The sequence below is a fragment of the Candidatus Eisenbacteria bacterium genome, assembly GCA_018831195.1.
Classification (GTDB): Bacteria; Eisenbacteria; RBG-16-71-46; order CAIMUX01; family JAHJDP01; genus JAHJDP01.
In genome coordinates, this window is the sequence record JAHJDP010000042.1 from 145942 (window position 1) to 164461 (window position 18520).

At 54.2% G+C, this 18520-nt stretch carries 12 protein-coding genes; 5 read left to right on the plus strand and 7 right to left on the minus strand.

The genetic code is table 11. From position 1 onward, the window contains the following. Positions 1 to 163 precede the first annotated feature (163 nt). Genes KJ970_08785 through KJ970_08795 form a run of 3 tightly spaced genes read right to left on the minus strand, consistent with a single transcriptional unit; the run spans position 164 to position 3385 of the window. Positions 164 to 1057 (minus strand): glycerophosphodiester phosphodiesterase family protein, encoded by an 894-nt coding sequence (locus KJ970_08785; protein MBU2691012.1) that lies wholly within the window; start codon positions 1055 to 1057, stop codon positions 164 to 166. Between the two features lie 13 nt (positions 1058 to 1070). After that, entirely contained in the window at positions 1071 to 2552 is a 1482-nt protein-coding gene (gltA, locus tag KJ970_08790) for an NADPH-dependent glutamate synthase (GenBank protein MBU2691013.1), read from the minus strand. Beyond that, on the minus strand, positions 2507 to 3385 hold the full coding sequence (locus KJ970_08795) for a sulfide/dihydroorotate dehydrogenase-like FAD/NAD-binding protein (GenBank protein MBU2691014.1): 879 nt from the start codon (positions 3383 to 3385) through the stop codon (positions 2507 to 2509). The genes gltA and KJ970_08795 overlap by 46 nt, the downstream gene beginning before the upstream one ends. A gap of 377 nt (positions 3386 to 3762) precedes the next feature. Between KJ970_08795 and KJ970_08800 the strand changes: the two genes are divergently transcribed. Beyond that, positions 3763 to 4965 carry a hypothetical protein gene (locus KJ970_08800; protein MBU2691015.1) on the plus strand — a complete coding sequence of 401 codons (1203 nt, stop codon included), beginning with the start codon at positions 3763 to 3765 and terminating at the stop codon, positions 4963 to 4965. Between the two features lie 102 nt (positions 4966 to 5067). On the opposite strand, the gene KJ970_08805 is transcribed toward KJ970_08800, so the two are convergent. From KJ970_08805 to KJ970_08820, 4 genes are all read right to left on the minus strand, one after another. Then, on the minus strand, positions 5068 to 7221 hold the full coding sequence (locus tag KJ970_08805; GenBank protein MBU2691016.1) for a T9SS type A sorting domain-containing protein: 2154 nt from the start codon (positions 7219 to 7221) through the stop codon (positions 5068 to 5070). Between the two features lie 276 nt (positions 7222 to 7497). Next, complete coding sequence (locus KJ970_08810; protein ID MBU2691017.1) at positions 7498 to 8358, minus strand: 4Fe-4S dicluster domain-containing protein; 861 nt, start codon at positions 8356 to 8358, stop codon at positions 7498 to 7500. A gap of 2 nt (positions 8359 to 8360) precedes the next feature. Next, the gene (gene fdnG, locus KJ970_08815; GenBank protein MBU2691018.1) at positions 8361 to 11381 is read right to left on the minus strand and encodes a formate dehydrogenase-N subunit alpha; all 3021 of its coding nucleotides are present in this window, start codon (positions 11379 to 11381) and stop codon (positions 8361 to 8363) included. 107 nt (positions 11382 to 11488) lie between these two features. Further along, on the minus strand, positions 11489 to 12403 hold the full coding sequence (locus KJ970_08820) for a formate dehydrogenase accessory protein FdhE (GenBank protein MBU2691019.1): 915 nt from the start codon (positions 12401 to 12403) through the stop codon (positions 11489 to 11491). 575 nt (positions 12404 to 12978) lie between these two features. On the opposite strand from KJ970_08820, the gene KJ970_08825 reads away from it, so the two are divergent. The 4 genes from KJ970_08825 to KJ970_08840 all read left to right on the plus strand — a co-directional run bounded on the left by KJ970_08825 (position 12979) and on the right by KJ970_08840 (position 18516). Beyond that, positions 12979 to 15225 carry a hypothetical protein gene (locus KJ970_08825; protein ID MBU2691020.1) on the plus strand — a complete coding sequence of 749 codons (2247 nt, stop codon included), beginning with the start codon at positions 12979 to 12981 and terminating at the stop codon, positions 15223 to 15225. A 104-nt stretch (positions 15226 to 15329) separates the two neighbouring features. Continuing rightward, entirely contained in the window at positions 15330 to 15767 is a 438-nt protein-coding gene (locus KJ970_08830) for a hypothetical protein (GenBank protein MBU2691021.1), read from the plus strand. A gap of 156 nt (positions 15768 to 15923) precedes the next feature. Next, entirely contained in the window at positions 15924 to 17297 is a 1374-nt protein-coding gene (locus KJ970_08835; protein ID MBU2691022.1) for a TolC family protein, read from the plus strand. Between the two features lie 28 nt (positions 17298 to 17325). Beyond that, the gene (locus KJ970_08840) at positions 17326 to 18516 is read left to right on the plus strand and encodes an efflux RND transporter periplasmic adaptor subunit (GenBank protein ID MBU2691023.1); all 1191 of its coding nucleotides are present in this window, start codon (positions 17326 to 17328) and stop codon (positions 18514 to 18516) included. The last annotated feature ends 4 nt before the right edge of the window (positions 18517 to 18520 follow it).

An 18520-nucleotide genomic window follows, 5' to 3' on the forward strand; every position in this document is an offset into this window, starting at 1 on the left:
AACTCCTTGAGGGGGAATACGGTGACCGACCATCCTGTAAGCGCTCGGCCCCGCAATAGACACCGAAGCATTTCTGAATCGATCCGGATTCCTTGAGTTCCTATAAAGATCGGGAAGATTCCATCCGCCATTGCGCACCCGCTATGATTCCAATCCCGATGATTTACTTCCTGGATTTCAGATACGCGTCAATGGCCTTAGAGGCTGATGCGACGTTGTCTGTAGCGAGGACATCGGCGCCATTGCGCAGAAGATCAATATAGACTTTAACGCCATTGGCGTCGGCGCTGCGATCAAGGTTTCCCATTGTTCCTAGAATGGTGCGGATCCCCGCTCGGTGAAGGGCTTGATAGACCTCAGAGGAGGGCTCGGATACACCCACAAAAGCAATGAGGTTCTCAGGGGGAACCAAGCTTTGGAGCAAATAGTCAACGCCTTCCATGCCCTGGGCGGAGCAGGAGATCACAATCTCAGGATCGAGCTGGTAAAAAAGTTCGGCGGTGTGCCAGTTGTACGTAATGACGATGGTGTAACTGTGAGCCTCATGTTTTTGGATGCTTTGAACGATCTCCGCGGGCATCACGGGTCTTTTGAAATCCAGCTCAAGGATCGCTTTGCCTCTGGCCCATTCAAGAGCCTCGGCCAGCGTCGGAATGCGATACTCCGTGGTCATTCCATCACCATCGACAAGATTGAGCTCTTTAAGCTCCGCCAATGTATACTCCGGCACACCACCTTCGCCCGTGGTCGTGCGACTGAGATCATCATCATGGAGAAGCAGGAGGACATCGTCTTTTGATTTCTGAATATCGATCTCAATGAGGCAGGGCGCGAAGGCGAGGGAGCGCTCAAAGGTCGCTATGCAGTTCTCTGGAAATCCCGGCGCCGGCCCGCCGCGATGAGCGCCGATAAGGGGCGTCCCATCAGGATGCCATCTCAGGTATTCGCTTAACTCGGAGAAACTCTCAAGGGATACAAAATGCTCCCCAGCCTTATGACCTGGGGAGCATGCGATACAGAGAAGGATCAGCAGGAGGGTCGTGATCCGGATTCTCATATTCCGGCCTCCTCTACCAGATCCCCGTTTTGAGATATTCATCGATCGCTTTGGCCGCCGTCTGGCCGGCGCCCATGGCGAGAATCACCGTCGCCGCGCCGAGGACAATATCCCCGCCCGCAAAAACGCCTCTCTTATTTGTTTTGCCGGTCGCTTCGTTGGCTTCGATATTTCCCCAGCGTTTTATCTGAATATCCGGGGTCGTCTGCGGGATCAGGGGATTGGGGCCGTTGCCGATAGCGACCACGATCGTATTGACATCATAAGTATGTTCGCTGCCCTCAATGACGACCGGTCTCCGGCGGCCGCCCGCATCCGGCTCGCCAAGTTCCATCTTGACGCACTCCAGCGCCTTCACACGGCCTTTATCATTACCAAGCACTCGTGTCGGGCTGGTGAGGAGGAAAAGCTCAACTCCCTCCGCTTCGGCGTGCTCGATTTCCTCATGCCGGGCCGGCATCTCCTCGCGGCCCCGGCGGTAGATCAGCAGGGATCGCTCCGCGCCGAGCCGCAGCGCCGTGCGGGCTGAATCCATGGCGACATTACCCCCACCGATGGTGGCGACGACGCCGCCTCTGGCAAGGGGTGTGTCGTAAGAGGGGAAATCATACGCGTGCATGAGATTTGAACGGGTGAGGTATTCGTTCGCCGAGTAGACGCCGATGAGGTTCTCGCCGGGGATGTGCATAAAGACAGGCAGACCCGCGCCGGTACCGACAAAGATGGCATCAAAGCGTTCAAGCATCTCATCAATCGTCTCAATCCGCCCGACTACATAATTGCAATGAATTTTGACGCCCATCTTCTTCAAGATATTCACTTCGGCTTCAACAATAGTGTTGGGCAGCCGGAATTCGGGGATCCCGTAAATCAGCACGCCGCCCGGTTTGTGCAAGGCCTCGAAGACCTCGACCTCATGGCCCATACGCGCGCAGTCAACGGCGGCGGTGAGACCGGCAGGCCCGGATCCGACAATCGCCACTTTCTTCCCGGTCGGAGGAGCAACTTTGGGAACATCGACCTGATCGGATTCACGCTCCCAATCAGCGAGGAAACGCTCCAGGCGGCCGATAGCCACCGGCTCACCCTTCTTCCCGAGAATACACTTTGCTTCACATTGCGTTTCCTGGGGACACACGCGTCCGCAGATGGCCGGGAGAATATTCATCTGTTTCAGCAGGCGGACGGCGCTGCGAAAATCCTTTTCACTGATCAGCCGGATAAATCCGGGAATGTCTATGCCCACGGGGCATCCGCTGACACACAGAGGTTTTTTGCATTGGATGCAGCGAGAGGCTTCAAGAACCGCCATATCGGCGGAATACCCAAGAGCGACTTCGGTAAACTCACGGCTCCGCTTTTTCGGATCCTGCTCCGGCATCGGTTGTCTTGGAATCTTGACCTTCTTCGGTTTCGTTTCTGGTGCCTTCTTTTCCGTTGAATCCACTTCTATTTCTCCCCGCTCAAATTTTCGGCCTGCCGAATCATCCTGCATCCTTCGCCGTGAGCTTCGTTCCAGCGCTTCAACGCCTTGCTTTCCTCGTCATTATAGGAATGCAGGCGGTTGGTCAGTTCGTCAAAATCGACTTTGTGGCCGTCAAACTCTGGACCGTCGACACAGGCAAACTTGGTTTCGCCCCCCACGGAAACACGGCATCCGCCGCACATCCCTGTTCCGTCAATCATGATCGTATTGATACTGACAAAGGTGGGGATCCCATACGGCTCGGTTGTTTTGGATACAAACTTCATCATGATGGCCGGACCGATGGCGACACAGAAGTCAATCCTTTCACCGGCGTCAATCATTCTTTGCAAAGGTCCCGTGACAAGGGCCTTTTCCCCATAAGAGCCGTCGTCCGTGGTAACGATTGTCTCATCACTGATCGCCTTCATCTCGTTCTCAAGAATCAAGAGGTCTTTCGACCGGGCGCCGAGAATCGTGATAATCTTATTTCCCGCCTTCTTCAGGGCTTGAGTAATCGGGAAAAGGGGAGCGATTCCGATGCCGCCGCCGATACAGACGACCGTACCGAAATTTTCGATATGCGTCGGCTTGCCCAGGGGACCGACGATATTCTCTATGACATCGCCCACTTTCATTTGTGATAATTGCGTCGTGGTCTTTCCGACAACCTGGAAGATGAGTGTGATCGTGCCGGCCTCAGAATCGGCGTCGGCTATCGTCAGCGGTATCCGCTCGCCGTATTCATCAATTGATAGAATAATGAATTGCCCCGCCTTCCGTTTACGGGCAATTTGAGCCGCTTCAACCACCATCCGAAACACAGCCGGACCCAGAACTTCCATTTTTAAAATCTTATGCATGCCTTCGCTCCTGGAAAGGGAGATGGGCTCCCGATTCGACAGATCAGTCTTCTCAAAAATCAGGCATCCAGAATCCGGATGCCACGACCCCCGATACTAACCCCTTGAGACCTTTCGTTCCAGGGGAGAATTCTGAAACCGAAAAAGGCCTAACTGACTGGAAAGACGAAACCTTGCGGCTCCGCCTCTCTTTACTCGATGATTCGTATTTCTGCATCCAGCAATTTGTCTAGGACCAAGCCTGTTCCCATTATAACATCAAACAAGGGTTCCATTTCCAGCTGGTATTTACCCCGGATGGAGCAATAGCTCCCAGAAACACGTAGAATCAATTTATGCGACATATCTGCACAATACTGGCTTTGGGTGCTCTCAGCATGAGTGTCCAGGCATATGCCGCCGGCCCGAAAACGGAGCCGGTGAATATGGAAATCGTCGATGGCGTCCCTCATATCCTGAATGGAACGATTCCCAGTTCGGGTGTGGAAATCCTCGAGCTGAAAGAACAATGGCGGATTGGCGGGGACGACGACGAGATTCTTCTTGGGGTCATCGTTGCTGCTCTTAATGATGACGATGGGAATGTTTACCTGCTCGATAACAGCCTGACCCAGGTCAACGTGTTCTCGCCGGAAGGGGAATTCCTCAGAGCGATCAGCCGGAATGGCGAGGGGCCAGGAGAGGTCAATCATCCCATTCATATGCTGTGGATGCCCGATGGGGCACTGGGAATAGTCCAAGGGTACCCCGGCAAGATTGTAAAAGTCAACCGAAAGGGTGATCCGATGGGGACGGTGAGCAGCATGACAGCCGATCCCTCCGCCGGCGGTTTTATCATTATGAGGGACGCCTATTTTCGAAATGGGATCTTCGCCGTTTGCGGAGAACGCATGACGATGAGTGATGAAGGTTTTGACCGCTCCCGCTTTCTCGCTCTTTGGGATCTGGACGGTACCGAGACCATCCGTCTGCTTGAAACCAATGTTCCATCACCGCTGGGGCAGCCTCGTTATATAGAGAAAGACGAATACTTTGTTTATGGCGGCCGGTGGACGCTGGGGCCGGATGGACGGATCTATGCCGCGCCCGAACGCGATTTCTACTCTATAAATGTTTACAAGCCGGATGGCTCCCTAGAGAGAGTCATTAAACGCGAATTCACATCCTGGACACGGACCCCGGAGGAGAAAGCGTTTATTGGGCCGGATATGAATATGGTCGTGAATGGGGAGGTTGTGGAATTCGAGAGAGAAGTTGAAGATCGGGATCCCTGCATTACGAATCTTCGTGTTTTCGGGACCGGTGAATTATGGGTCTACCACAGCTTCAGTGGACATGATCAACCGCCGGGGATACTCCAGACATATGACATATTCGATGCAGAAGGGCTGTTTTGGAAACAGGTGGCGATTGCTGTTCCCGGTGATGCTCAAAATGATCTACTCATATGGACGGATGACCGGCATGCGATTTTGATCAAGGGCGCCGGGTCTGGTCAAGCGCCGGGTGATGGCAGCGGCGACGAGGGCGATGCAGAGGATGGGGGAGAACCTATCGAAATCATCTATTACAGCCGATAAGAATCCGTCAAGAATCGATTGAATGTAAAAGAGCGCATCCGAAGATCCGCTCTTTTGCCGTATTGAGCTTGAATTTATATAAGACTGGAATTTAAAGACGACTTATTTCAATAGTATCATACGTCTTGTTTCCTTTTGAGATCCCGTCTCCAGTTGATAAAAATAGACTCCCGCTCCGGCATCGGAACCCTGCGCATTGCATCCATTCCAGGTCACCGTGTGGGATTCGGCGCCTTCCCAAGCGCCGTTTTTCAGCAAGCGCACGAGCCGCCCCGACGCATCGTAGATCCCCAGACGGACGAATGCCGGCGATCCGAGCCGGTAGGAGATTGCCGTCGATCGGGCGAATGGATTCGGTGAACTTCTAAGGGCCATCAAGGATGTCACCGCGGGTCCGGAAGTCGACGATGATATCATCTCGTTTCTAAAAATCCAGATGCCCCCCGTGTAAATCATGTCATCCTGAGCAGCAATACAGCGGGTGTGATATCCCGGACGGGTATAAATAGCGGCGAATTTCAACTGGGCCGGGTCGCTGATATCATAGGCCCGCAAGTCTCCATAATAATCACCTGTGTAGACATACTCATCCGTCAGCCCGAACGTGGTAACCGGCCCGCCATCAAGCTCAAGGAGGTCGATCGGTTGCGGATTATATGGATCTGAAACATCAAACGACATCAGGACATATCCATACTCTGCCACGACACCGGTGAGGAAGACAATACCTCCGGCGACGCCGATATCGGTCGCCTTGTACATCGGATAGCTGCCGAGAATTTCAGGGATGCCCTCGATTGTATAATCCACGACCTGAAATCCCCCATTGCCGGCGTAATAGGCATAAGGGCCGGCGACGGCGACAGCATAGGGATCATTTTCAGGCAGAAGATTGTGGATGGTCGGACTTTCAGGAGTGGAGATGTCGAGGGTGAGAAATCCCTTATCATAAACCGTCAGGAAGGCATAATCCCCGGCGATGGCAAGGTCGCCTGATCCAGGGATTCCATAAAGAGCTACCTCTTCAGGCACAGCGGGATTCGAGATATCGATGATTCTCATACCCTGGGAGCTGCCGAGGTAAACAAAATGATCCTGAATAGCAATATTTTGTACATAATCATCATCGGTTCGATAGAGACCGATCGGTGTTGGATCGGTCGGATCTGAAACATCCATCACCCTGAGCCCGGAATAAGACTCGGCGATATAGGCCAAATCGTTTTGTACAACCAGATCGGTACCGTAAGATCCGGAGAAGCAGAAGGAGATCTCTTTAAGTTTCATTGGATTGGATCCATCGACGATTCGCATCCCCCGAGTGAAAGCGGCCACATAGATTAAGTCGTTGACGCACTCGATGCCATAGGTGCCGTAGGGTGCATCGAATCTGGACACCTCGATTGGGTGTGATGGGTCGGAAATATCGACCGCCCGGAGACCCGAACCACGGCAGGCGACAATGGCAATATTGTCAATGAGATCGACCTCGAGAGGCTGACCATAGGCATTATAGAGACTGACCCACTGAGGCGATGTGGGATCCGAGATATCATAGATCTCCATGCCGGTTCCTTCAGCGGCGAGATAGGCATAGCGCCCTCTCAGCGTCACCCCTTCAAAGCCGTAATAGGGTCCTTCAGGAATGAGAGCGACCAGGGTGGGTGAGGTGGGATCCGCAATATCCAAAATAAAAACGCCGTCCCAAGTCGATACAAAGGCGTAGTGATCGCGGATAGCTACATCCTGAGCGAAGGCATTCTGGTCGAAATGCCCGATCTCATGGGGATCGGTCGGGTCCGAAACATCAAAAATCCTCAAATCGACCAGGCTTTCGACCACGAAAGCCAATCCACCGCTGACGGTAACCGCCTTCGCCTGCGTGCCGGCGGGCGCGGAGCCGATGATGGTCGGCGCCGAGGGCTGAGTGATGTCGACAATCTGTAAACCGAATGCGGAATCGGCGATGTAGGCCAAAGAACCGACAATATCAATCCCTTGAATGACGGATGGGAGCAAGATATCACCCACATGTATAGGTTCGCCCGGCTTGCTGATATCCACGATCTGCAAACTTGAGGCGGCGCCATAATAGGCGAGGTTCCCCGCAACCTTGACATCGAAACAGGGACCTCGTTCCCAGCGGCCGAGCAATGAAATGTCATCGCATTGTGCGATCTGTGGAGATCCCAATATGCATACGCAGCAAACCATCCCTTGGATCAGGCGAAACAGAACATCAGGGTATCCTCTCATCACGGCCTCCTTATTATCAGACAGGATATTATATTCACATTCAAAAAGGCTGAGAATCCGCAGATCTTTCCTCGCGTCCCAATTGTAGAACAGCCAGGTGGAGGGGGCAATCCCGAGAATTGGTTCGAGTTGCGGAGTCCCCTCGTCACGCCTCTTGTGATGGAGCTATTGGACGCTATAGTGAAATAAAGGGCGGGGTCTTTCGACACCGCCCTTATCTCCTTATTTGTATTACTTGGCCAAACCAGCCGGTTCAGGCCGGCTGGCTCGATACGATTAGTCTTCGGTTTCCTCGCTCGCGACGCGCTCCTTGCGATCCGCCAGCTTCTTCAGCCCGGCCGCCGCGAGACCGGCGAGCAGTGCCGCCCCCGCCGGACCGGCCGCCACCGATGCCAGGTTGGATCCTTGATCGATCTGCCAGGCCGCGAATTTCTCTCTGCCCCGGCGCTTGATCGAATCGAGATCGCCTTTGTTCGGATTGACTGGAAGTCCGTAAATCTCCAGCCGTTCTGGAAGCACATAGATCGAGTGCATACCCCCCTGCTGCTTAATACCGTAGACATTGGCATTAGGGAAGCCCTGCGCCTTCAACTCCTCGACTCGGTCCACGGCAAGAGCGTACATCTCAGTTTTCTCGCCGTAGCGAATCGCATGAGTGGGACAGGTCTTGGCGCAGGCGGGAAGCTTGTTATTAGCGACACGATCAACGCATGATGTGCACTTCTTTGACTTCTCCGCTTCCTCGTCCAAATGCGGCACTCCGAAGGGGCAGGCATCGACACAGGATCCGCAGCCGATACAGAGTTCCTGATTGACATAGACCGTTCCAAATTCCGGATGCCGCGTCATCGCCTTGTGCGGTTCCACCGGGCAAACGTCAATGCAACTCGCATCAGTGCAGTGGAAGCAGTGGTGGCGACGGAAGAGCCATTGCACCTGTTTCTTCTCATCAACCTCATAGAATTTGAGAATCGTCCATGTCTTGGAGGACAAGTCCGCCGGATTCTGATATCCGCCGGGCGCCGCGAAGAAACAAGTCTTCTCCCCGGGAAGGTAGTTCCACTGTTTGCAGGCTACCTGGCAGCTCCGGCAGGCGATGCAGAGCGATCCATCATAATAGAAAGAATTCTCTGCCATGATTACACCTCCTTCGCTACGTCACAGAGGAACGCTTTAAACTCGGGAATCATCGTGTTGGCATCTCCAACGTGCGGTGTCAGCACATTGGCGCTGCCTCCCGTCGCGAGACCCGCGTATCCCCAGTGCCATGGAATGCCGACTTCGTGATAAGCCTTCCCCTTTATCTGGAAAGGCTTGAAACGGGCGGTGACCAGGGCATACGCGGAGATTTCGCCGCGCGCCGTGATGATCTTGATCTTATCCCCGTTTTTGATCTTCTTCTCACCAGCCAGCTCTTTCGATAGCTCGACGAACACATTTGGCATCAGCTCGCAAAGCCAAGGCAAGTGGCGCGTCATCTGACCGGCCTGCCAATGTTCAACCACACGGTAGGTCGTGGCGATGATCGGGAATTTCTTCGGATCGCCGATATCGTCCATCTCAGATGCCCAGATTTTCACAACAGGATTTATCTGTTGTGAGTAGATGGCATTCTTGACCGGTGATTCGAGCGGTTCGTAGTGGGCCGGGAAGGGACCCTCGACCAAACCGTTCCCAAAGAGCTGAGCGTGACCATGAGGCTTCATGATGAAGGCATACTTCGTACCAGGCGCCCAGCCGCCGTCAGGCACATCGCCTTCCCATCCGCCCTTTCCATCATTCAGCGCGGCATTCCAGCGGATGACCCACTGTTCCGCGTCCCATGGCTTGCCCTCAAGATCCACGGAAGCGCGATTATAGATGATCCTCCGGTTGACCGGCCAGCACCAGGCCCAATTGGGATAGAGGCCGATCTTGTTCGGTGCATCGGTCGGATCCCGGCGGGCCGCCATATTGCCCTTCGCTGTGTAGGAGTTGCAATAGAGCCAGTTTCCACTGCACGTCGAGCCGTCGTCCTTCAACAAGGCGAAGCTGGCGATCTGGTCGCCCCTCTTCACAGGTGACTCGTTTTGGACGAAATCCCTCATAGCGAAGCCGTTGCACTCCTTGGCGACCCTGTGGACATCCGGTTCCTCTCCGTCACCGTAATTCCAGAACAGATTGACAATCGGATCGGGGAAGGTGCCGCCCATGTCATAACGCGCCTTGAGCGCCTTAAAGAGCTTGTTGTAAATCCAGAGGTCGGATTTCGCCTCACCCGGCGGTTCGACGGCCTTGTATCGCCATTGCATCCACCGGCCCGAATTGATGATCGAACCTTCCTTCTCGACGGAACTCGCGGCGGGCAGCGCGAAGACTTCCGTATCAATCGTCTTGGGATTGACTCCCGGCCTCTTCCAGAAATCCATCGTGTCGGTTTCCCAAAGATCGACGGCGACAAGCCACTCGAGTTTCTCGAGGGCTCTGCGTTCTTTGTTCGCGTTCGGTCCGCCGACGGCGGGATTCTGTCCGAAGCAGAGGAGACCCTTGATGACACCGTCGTACATCGCTTCGAACATCCCGATATGCGGATAGGTGGAGAGGTTGTCACACAACTTCGGCAGATAGTGGTAATCGAACTCATTTTCTGCTGTCGCGTGGTCGCCCCAGTAGGCCTTGAGGAAGCTCACCATGTACTTGGGCGTGTGCTGCCACCAGTTGGCCGACTTTTCACCGTAGTCGCCCTTCGGCGTCCACTTATCAAGATAGGCCTGAAGACTGGTGTTGGCCGCCCGCGGGGTTTTCAGGTAGCCGGGGAGGATATGGTAGAGCAAGGCGTAATCGGTTGAGCCTTGCACATTGGACTCGCCGCGCAATGCGTTGATCCCGCCGCCCGCCACACCGATATTCCCCAGAAGCAGCTGCAGCATCGCATAGCTGCGGACGTTCTGGGTACCGACCGTGTGTTGCGTCGTCCCCATGGCGTACATGATGGTGGCCGCTTTCCCCGTTGCGCCGGTCGCGCAGAAGGGCTCGGCGATCTTGTTAAAGGTCTCGACCGGCATACCGGTGATTTCGTAGACCTTCTCGGGTGTATATGCCGAGTAATGTTTCTTCATCAGCTGAAGCACACAGTGCGGATCCTGCATCGTCATATCACGTGCCGGGCCGCCATCACCTTCAGCATAGGCCCAGGAACTCTTTTCGTAACTTCTCTTCGCCGCGTCATAGCCAGTGAAAAGGCCATCCTCGAAACCAAACTTGTCGTCCACGAGGAAAGTCGCGTCTGTATAATTCTTGATGTATTCCTCATTATAGAGCTTGTTTTCGAGAACATAACGGAAGAGACCACCGATAAAGGCGATATCAGTTCCTGACCGTATCGGGCCGTAGATATGCGCTTTCGATGATGTTCGTGTGAATCTTGGATCGACATTGATCAGCGTCGCGCCCCGTTCCACCGCCTTCATCACCCACTTGAATGATAGGGGATGATTCTCGGCGGCATTGGAGCCGATGATCATGATGCAGTCGGAATTCTGAAGATCACACCAGTGATTGGTCATTGCCCCCCGACCGAAACTCTGCGCCAGACCGGCGACAGTGGCCGAGTGTCATATACGGGCCTGATGTTCGATATAGACCATTCCCAGGGCGCGCATCAGCTTGCCGTAAAGGTAGCATTCCTCATTATCCAGAGCCGCGCCGCCGAGGCCGCCGATAGCGTCACAGCGATTGACCACACGTCCCTGTTCATCGTTTTTGGTGAAGTAGGCGTCACGGGTGCTTTTAATGCGATCTGCGATCTTTTCAATCGCCCAATCCCATGACTTCTCCTCCCACTCTGTAGCGCCGGGGGCTCTATAGAGAACCTTTTTCATGCGGCGGTCGCTGGTCGCCACTTGATATAACCCCTGCCCCTTACAGCAAAGAGATCCCTGGTTGATCGGATGATCGGGATCTCCTTCCACATTGATCACTTTGCCGTTCTTTGCGGAGACAATAAGGCCGCAGCCCACTCCGCAGTACGGACAGATCGTGGTGGATTCTGTTGAGTGCTGGGTCTTGAATGATTGGGCAAATGCGGCTGTCGGTCCCAAATCGAGACCGAACTTCGCGAGAAGTCCCCCGACAACCGCGGTTCCCGAAACACCCAGGAACCCTCTCCTTGAAAGTTTCATGTGTGATCACTCCTTATCTGAGGATTTGATCTTTGACCTCCACTGATTACATCCGGAAGCCCCTTCGGGCGGAAAAATCGATACTTATAAAATGAACCCCATACGGTTCACCCATCCCATTTTTGGCCGGGCACGGCGCCGGAGAGAATCACCCCTTGCTGCCAGCCATCCTTTTCGGCGGCCATGCTCAAATGAAGAGTACCGACATCCTCCAACAAGTAATCTGTACGGTGATCCTCGGGCAGATCCCGCTCATCGATCGACCGAAGATATCCACTACAGGCCTTGCATACATCGATTCGATAATGTTCGATTCCATCCACTGTCAGGAAGCCGAGTTTTTCATGCTCCGTATTCAAGCAAAAGGCGCATGTCACTCGGCGAAAAGCCCATTGAATGTTGCAGAGATCGCACCAAAGATAGCGCTGGCCTTCATTGCGCGCATAACGTCCCAGCCGTGGTGGTCCGCCGCAGCAGGGGCATCCGACGGTCAATTTTGGAGGGCCCTCCGCCGGCTGATGGGCCGCCAAGAGTTCTCCCAGGCGGTGGAAAAAGGGGCGGGTCAGTTGATTTCCCGCCCACGCCAAGAGGTCCGGATCCATACCGGTTGCAAGGGCGAGCTTTTCATGGCCCGCTCGATCACCCTGCCATGAATAAGCAAACCAATCGGTGATTCTCTCATCTTCAGCAATCTCCGCGGCGCCGTCCGGCAGATGATCGAACCAAGGTTTGAATCCATTTTTGAATGTGTTGATGGATGTTATTGATTTGAGAAATTCGGCGGCGGCCTTCTGAATAACTTTGACATTCGGTATTTGTGTGACGAGTTCCGCCACGGGCCGGTCCGCTAGGAGGGCCGCTATAACCTGTTCAGGCTTGAGTTCCGGATCGGGGAATTCCAGGCGGATATTTGGAAGGACCTTCTCCCGCCATTCCAACAAACATGACTCCAACGCCAGATGCTCTGAGGAGATACCAGGTTTCCCCATCAGACACGACAACCGACCGGCTCGTTTCCCCACCGAAACCCCTCCCATTCAAAGCCCCATGTGCTGTGACCACATCGTGAGCCCCACTATTAGATTAATGAAAATACATTTTGGTCACACACCTAGTAAATCTAATCGTCATGGGGTGATGAAATCAACTGCGAAAAGGTAGTGTTTCAAGATTTCCTCGATGATTTACGCCGTAAAGTGTCATATTTGACATAGTTATAGCGACGGAGGGGGGATTCCCTGCATCCGAGTGGGGTTTAGATTCGTAAAGTTTACAAGCGTAATTATATATCTTCCGATCCACATTATAAATACAGGCGGGCTTTTCTGAAGACTCCCAATCTCGATTTACGATCCAAAATCCTTCAAAGGATTTTGACCGGCTCCATCTGAGCTTACCTCCTTGTCTGGTTACCCGATTGATGTCTAGACTCCTCTTTGGGATCGGGTGGTCGGCCACTTCTCACGAATCGACAGGGCCAGCTTCGGAAGATGGAGTGGAAAGGTGCGAATTGAAGAACTGCGGCGGTGACATGCATCCTAGAATTCTCGACAGGCTTTTCCGGCCTGCCGTCCATTCTGTCGTGCTGATTCCCGTCTTGTCTCTAATCCTCCTGCTGCCGGCATCGGCCCTTCCGGCCTATCAGGATGGCTCCCCGATGATGAATGAGGGACCGTTCGGCGGCCATGTCCAGGGGATGATCCCCACCGCCGCGGGATCTTGGGTACTCTGGACGGATGATGCCGGACCCTTCATACGTGATGAGGGTGGAGATTGGCGCTCCATTGCCGAGGGTCTTCCCATAACAAACGGCCGCGTACCGATTACCGCCATGGCGAGTTGTACGATACATCCAGAGATGCTTTTTGCGGCCCTACTCGATGGCTGGATTTTTAGGAGTACGAACAGCGGCATGAGCTGGGATCCCGCCGGTTGTATTCCCGGCGTCGGGGAGACGATCCGTCTGCTTGCCCCGCATCCCGGTGATCCAACCCGAATCTTCGCCCTCACGCGCAACCACCTGTACCGGTCTGATAATGGAGGCCGGGACTGGATGGAGCTGTTGCGTCCCGCCAACGCGTCGACCCAAAACCTGGGCGTGGATTGGTCCGTTCAGGTGGTCTCTATCTTGATTGATCCACTGCGACCGGGAACCGCCCTTGTCGTCACGAGAGATCAGGGGACCTTCCGAACGGCTGATTGGGGACAACGCCTGCATTGGTTCAGGGATAATCTGCCGGGGCCGGTGGATGCCGCAACGCTGGATCCCACCATCGGTACGATCGCTTATACCGTCAGCAGGGGGGATCTCTATCGTTCCGTGGATGCCGGGGAATCGTGGGAGTTTATCGGCTTCTCCGGCCGGGGCGCACTGGGCAGGATATTACAACTCCGGGTCGATCCCGGTTGGCCGTCCCGCCTGCTCGCCCTGGCGCCCGGAGCCGACAAACTCAAGATTTCCGAAGATGGCGGTTTCACTTGGCAGACCCGGCCTCTTCCGCAGGGGGAAACCGTCCGGACTTTGGTTCTTCATCCATTGGGCTGTGAAGAGGGACTCTTTCTCGGCACCGATCATGGGGTTTGGAAGAGCCGGGATGTGGGCCGTTCCTGGACCCGGTTTAATGAGGGTCTTCAAGATATCGCCATTCTTGACGTGGCTCCGGCCTCTGACGGCTCCGGCAGAATTTGGGCGGCGACAGATTGTGGGCTGATGAGCTTCAACCCGCTCGCCGCCGGATGGGAGCCGATAGAACATTCTGCAATAGGTTTTCCTGTTGAGAACCTCTTGGCCTCGCCGTCCCCCTCATCTGAAATGTGGATTTTGGGCTCCCGGAATTTGGGTTTCATGACGGCGGACGGTCATATCCAATCGACCCTCGAGCTGCCGCCCGATTTTAATATATCCGGCGCCGCCTGGTGGAAAGATTGTCTCTGGTATTGTGGGACATCCGGGGACAGCTTGTGGATGGCCACCTGGGAAGAAGGAATCTTCCGTCCCCGAACCGTCGCCTTTCATGAGGAAGTGAAGATCAATCCTTGGATCTGCTCCGATCCCTGTGATGAGGACCGCTTGATTCTGGGGACCGGATCCTTATACGAAGCACAATACGAAATACCAAATGAAACGCCGCACGAAACGATATGTGAAAAGCCCGGCGGCGGATTATCTTGGTCCCGCATCAATACGGCCGATGAATTTGACATCGTATGGGATGTGGCCTGGGTTCTGGATGAATGCCTGGATCTCCTCCTGGCCACCGACCGGGGTCTATTCCTCTTTCACAATAACTCCGAGATGACACTGGAGCGGGTTGGCCCCGGAGCTTCCACGGTTCAAAAGGTTGTTTGTGATCCGATTGAGCCGACGCGCTGGTTCATACAGGCCGATGGTACGGTCTACCTTACGGCCGACAGCGGGCGAAGCTGGAAGAATCTCGATATTCCCTGGATGGAAGTCTCCACTCTGGCGTGGGATGCCGTGGGTGAGTGTCTTGTCGTCGGACTTCAAGATAAAGGTGTCGGGCGAATTTTCTTCAAGGAGTCGTCAAACCCCGAGACGTCCATTGAGCCGATCACGATCTCGCCGAATCCATTCCGTGGGGAGACGCACCTTTCATTTAACATTCCTGTCGATATCCCGGATCTTGAACTAAGAATCTACTCTGTTTATGGAGACTTGGTGCGGACCGTTCACCGGGAGGGTCCCTTCCCCGCCGGAGCGCTCTTCTCTTGGAACTGGGATGGAACCTCCGATGCAGGCCACTCCGTCGCCGCTGGTGTCTATATCTTTCGAACCGTCATCGGCGGACAGCCCTACGGAGGAAAGGCCCACTTTCTCCGCTGAGCTCCGGGATACCGCCGGATTCTTCCGATCGTTCGCCCAGCAGCAGGAACCCAGGCGATCGGCCGGTGTTGAATATGGAGTTCGCTATCCCAGGAGATTTTGTATTGAGCCCTCGTAGCCTACAGGTGCGGAAGAAGATCGCGCTGGATTCGATCGGATCGGGTATCCCAGGGCTGCTGCTTGCCGTGCTTTTTCTTGCTAACAGCGCCCTCGCTCCATTTTACCTGCATCACAGCGAAGATCATCAAAAGATCTCTGCCCGCTGTCCCGGCGAACAGGTGGCCGGACGCCATTCCGATCAATGTGAACATCTTGATACCCAATGTACCCTCAATTGTTGTAGTGCCCTGCTGCATCACTATTTTAATTCGATTTTGGGACCCTTGCCGGGTCCCAGTTCCTTCCTTGATGCCATCAGGACCGAGGGGTTTATAGGGGACTTGCCGAAGGTCCGTTCGACGCCGGTCGTCTATTCCGATAAGCATCTCAGCCCTAAAGACTCTCCCCTTGCCCTAAAATTGCGGGCCCCGCCTCACATTTGACGAACTGAGATCAATCTAGATCCCGGACGGCCCTCGGCCGTAAGGCCCATCCCATCATGCATAGCGTAAATATCCCTGCCTTGCATGCCTAAGGAGCGAGTGCCGGATCTATTTTCAAGTTTGACATTTATTCTGAAAATCGAGGCGGTATTCATAATGGAAAAGCCGATTAATATCATCCCCGTTCTATTGGCTCTGTGCCTTGGCAGCGCAACTGGTTGGGCGGATTCCTCAAAGGAACCGGTTCCCCGAGCCTTGGGCCAACGTTTTTCGACATATACGGCGCCCGCAGATCCTCCACAAGGCCCTGACGCTCAGCCGGCGGGAGTAGAGCCAGAAGGCATTCTTACCCTGGAGACGGCGTTGGAGTTTGCATTATTGTACAACCCAGAACTCACGGCCCGTGCTTGGGAGATTCGCGCCGCCGAAGCGCGCAAAGAACAGGTCGGGCTATGGTCCAACCCAGAAATTGGACTGGAAGTTGAGGGGTTCGACGGTAGCGGCGATCTTGCCGGAGTTGATGCGGCGGAACTGGGCATCCGGCTTGAACATAAGTTGGAAATTTCAGGGGCCCGATCAAAACGGGAACATGTGGCTTCTTTAGAGAGGGACCTGGCCTTCTGGGATTTTGAAACCGCGCGGCTTGATCTCATCACCGGCGTGACACAGCGTTTCATGCAGACCGTCGCGGCACAGAAACGGTTGTCACTGGCGGATGATATTCTTGGCTTGGATGAGGCAATCTTTGCAACCGTTCAAGAGCGGGTCGATGCCGGAAAAGATCCACCTGTTGAGAGCGCCAAGGCCCATGTCACTCTCTCCACGGCACGGATAAATCGGATGGGGGCGGAGCGGGACCTTGAAATTGCACAACAAATACTTGCCGAGTCCTGGGGAGGTCTATCACCCCGTTTTGAAAAGGTGGCCGGCGAATTCGAAACGGTGACGGAACCACCGCCTTTTGATGAGCTGGTGGCTCTCCTGGAACAGAACCTTGAGTTTTCCCGGTGGACTACGGAGACAGGGCGTTACAGAGCGATGGTGGATCTTGAGTCTCGAAACGGGATTCCTGCTCCTTCCATATTCGGTGGATATAAACATTTTCAGGCGAATGACGAGCATGCATACCTCTTTGGTATCTCCATTCCATTGCCGCTTTTCGATCGTAATCAGGGGGCGGTGCGTGAGGCAAAGTATAACTTGGCGCAAGCCGGAGTTAGACGCCGGATGGTAGAAACTAAAATCAGGGCGGAGCTGACAACCGCCTATCAAGGGCTCTTCTGGGCATATTCGACTGTAGGAATTTTGGAGAGCGAAATCCTTCCCAGTGCGCAGGACGCCTTCGATACCGCTCTTGGTGGGTATCGAAACGGAAAGTTTCAATATCTGATCGTTCTGGATGCCCAGCGCACGTTGTTCGAGGCGAGGGGCAGCTATATTAACGCACTCGAAGCCTATCACAATTCCCGCGCCGGACTTGAGCGACTCATCGGGGTCGAACTCGGCTCAGTGGCCGGCATGGTGGAATAATTGAGATGAGGAGATGATGATGCGAAAAATGAACCTATTCTGTAGGGGATGGATTGGCCTCTTCCTGTTGGGATTGATCGCCCTGCACGCCGGATATGGCCAGAATGTTAAATCAGTTTATGCGCAGGATCATGAACACGAGGGCGAGTTTGAGGAGGGGCTGCGTCTAACACCGGAGCAGCGCCGTCACTATGGAATCGTCATCAAAGAAGCGGGACCCGGCCGTCTCAGCAGTGAATTGAGCATGCCGGGCGAGGTTGTTTTCAATGAGGACAAAGTTGTACATATTGTCCCCAGGGTTTCCGGAATTGTGAGGAAAGTGAATAAAAGTGTCGGTGATTCGGTGTCCGCCGGAGAGATCATGGCGGTGATTGATAGCCGGGAACTGGCTGATACAAAGGCTGAATACCTGGCCGCTATAGCAAGAGAGACCCTGGCCGTCTCCCAGTTCAACCGAGAAAAGACACTCTACGATAAGAAGGTGTCATCTGAACAGGATTTTCTCGATGCACAGGAAGCTCTTGCCAATGCGAGTATTGAACTGCGGGCCGCAAAACAGAAGTTGCTGGCGCTCGGGTGTACTGATGATGATCTCACCGATCTATGTGTGGAGCAGGAGGCGACGATCACACGCTATGAAATCAAAGCGCCCTTTGATGGGATCGTAACAGCAAAACACGTTTCTATTGGGGAAAGCATAGACAGTGATGCTGAGATATTCACCGTCGCCGACTTGAGCAGTGTATGGGTTAACCTCACTGTCTATATGAAAGATTTGGCATTTGTTCATAAGGGTCAGAGTGTGAATCTGAAGTCTGATCATGGCGGAGTCCAGATTCAAGGAATGCTGAACATGATCACCCCCTTCGTCGATGAGGCGACGAGATCGGCGACGGCGCGTATCATTGTCGATAATGCCGATGGGCATTGGCGTCCCGGAACGTTTGTCAACGGATTTGTCCGGCTGGATGAAAAAGAGGTGCCGCTTGTTGTGCCTCTGAAAGCCATACAGGTGATAGAAGGAAGGAATGTTGTCTTTATCGAACATGAAGGCGCATTTGAGATGGTTCCTGTGCAATTGGGACAATCTGATCGGGAACATGTAGAGATTGTAGCGGGTCTTCAAGCCGGCGACGCATATGTCGCCGAAGGAGCCTTCGGCCTCAAAGCAACGGTCGTAACCAGCAACCTTGATACTCATGCGGGGCATGGGCATTAGAGGA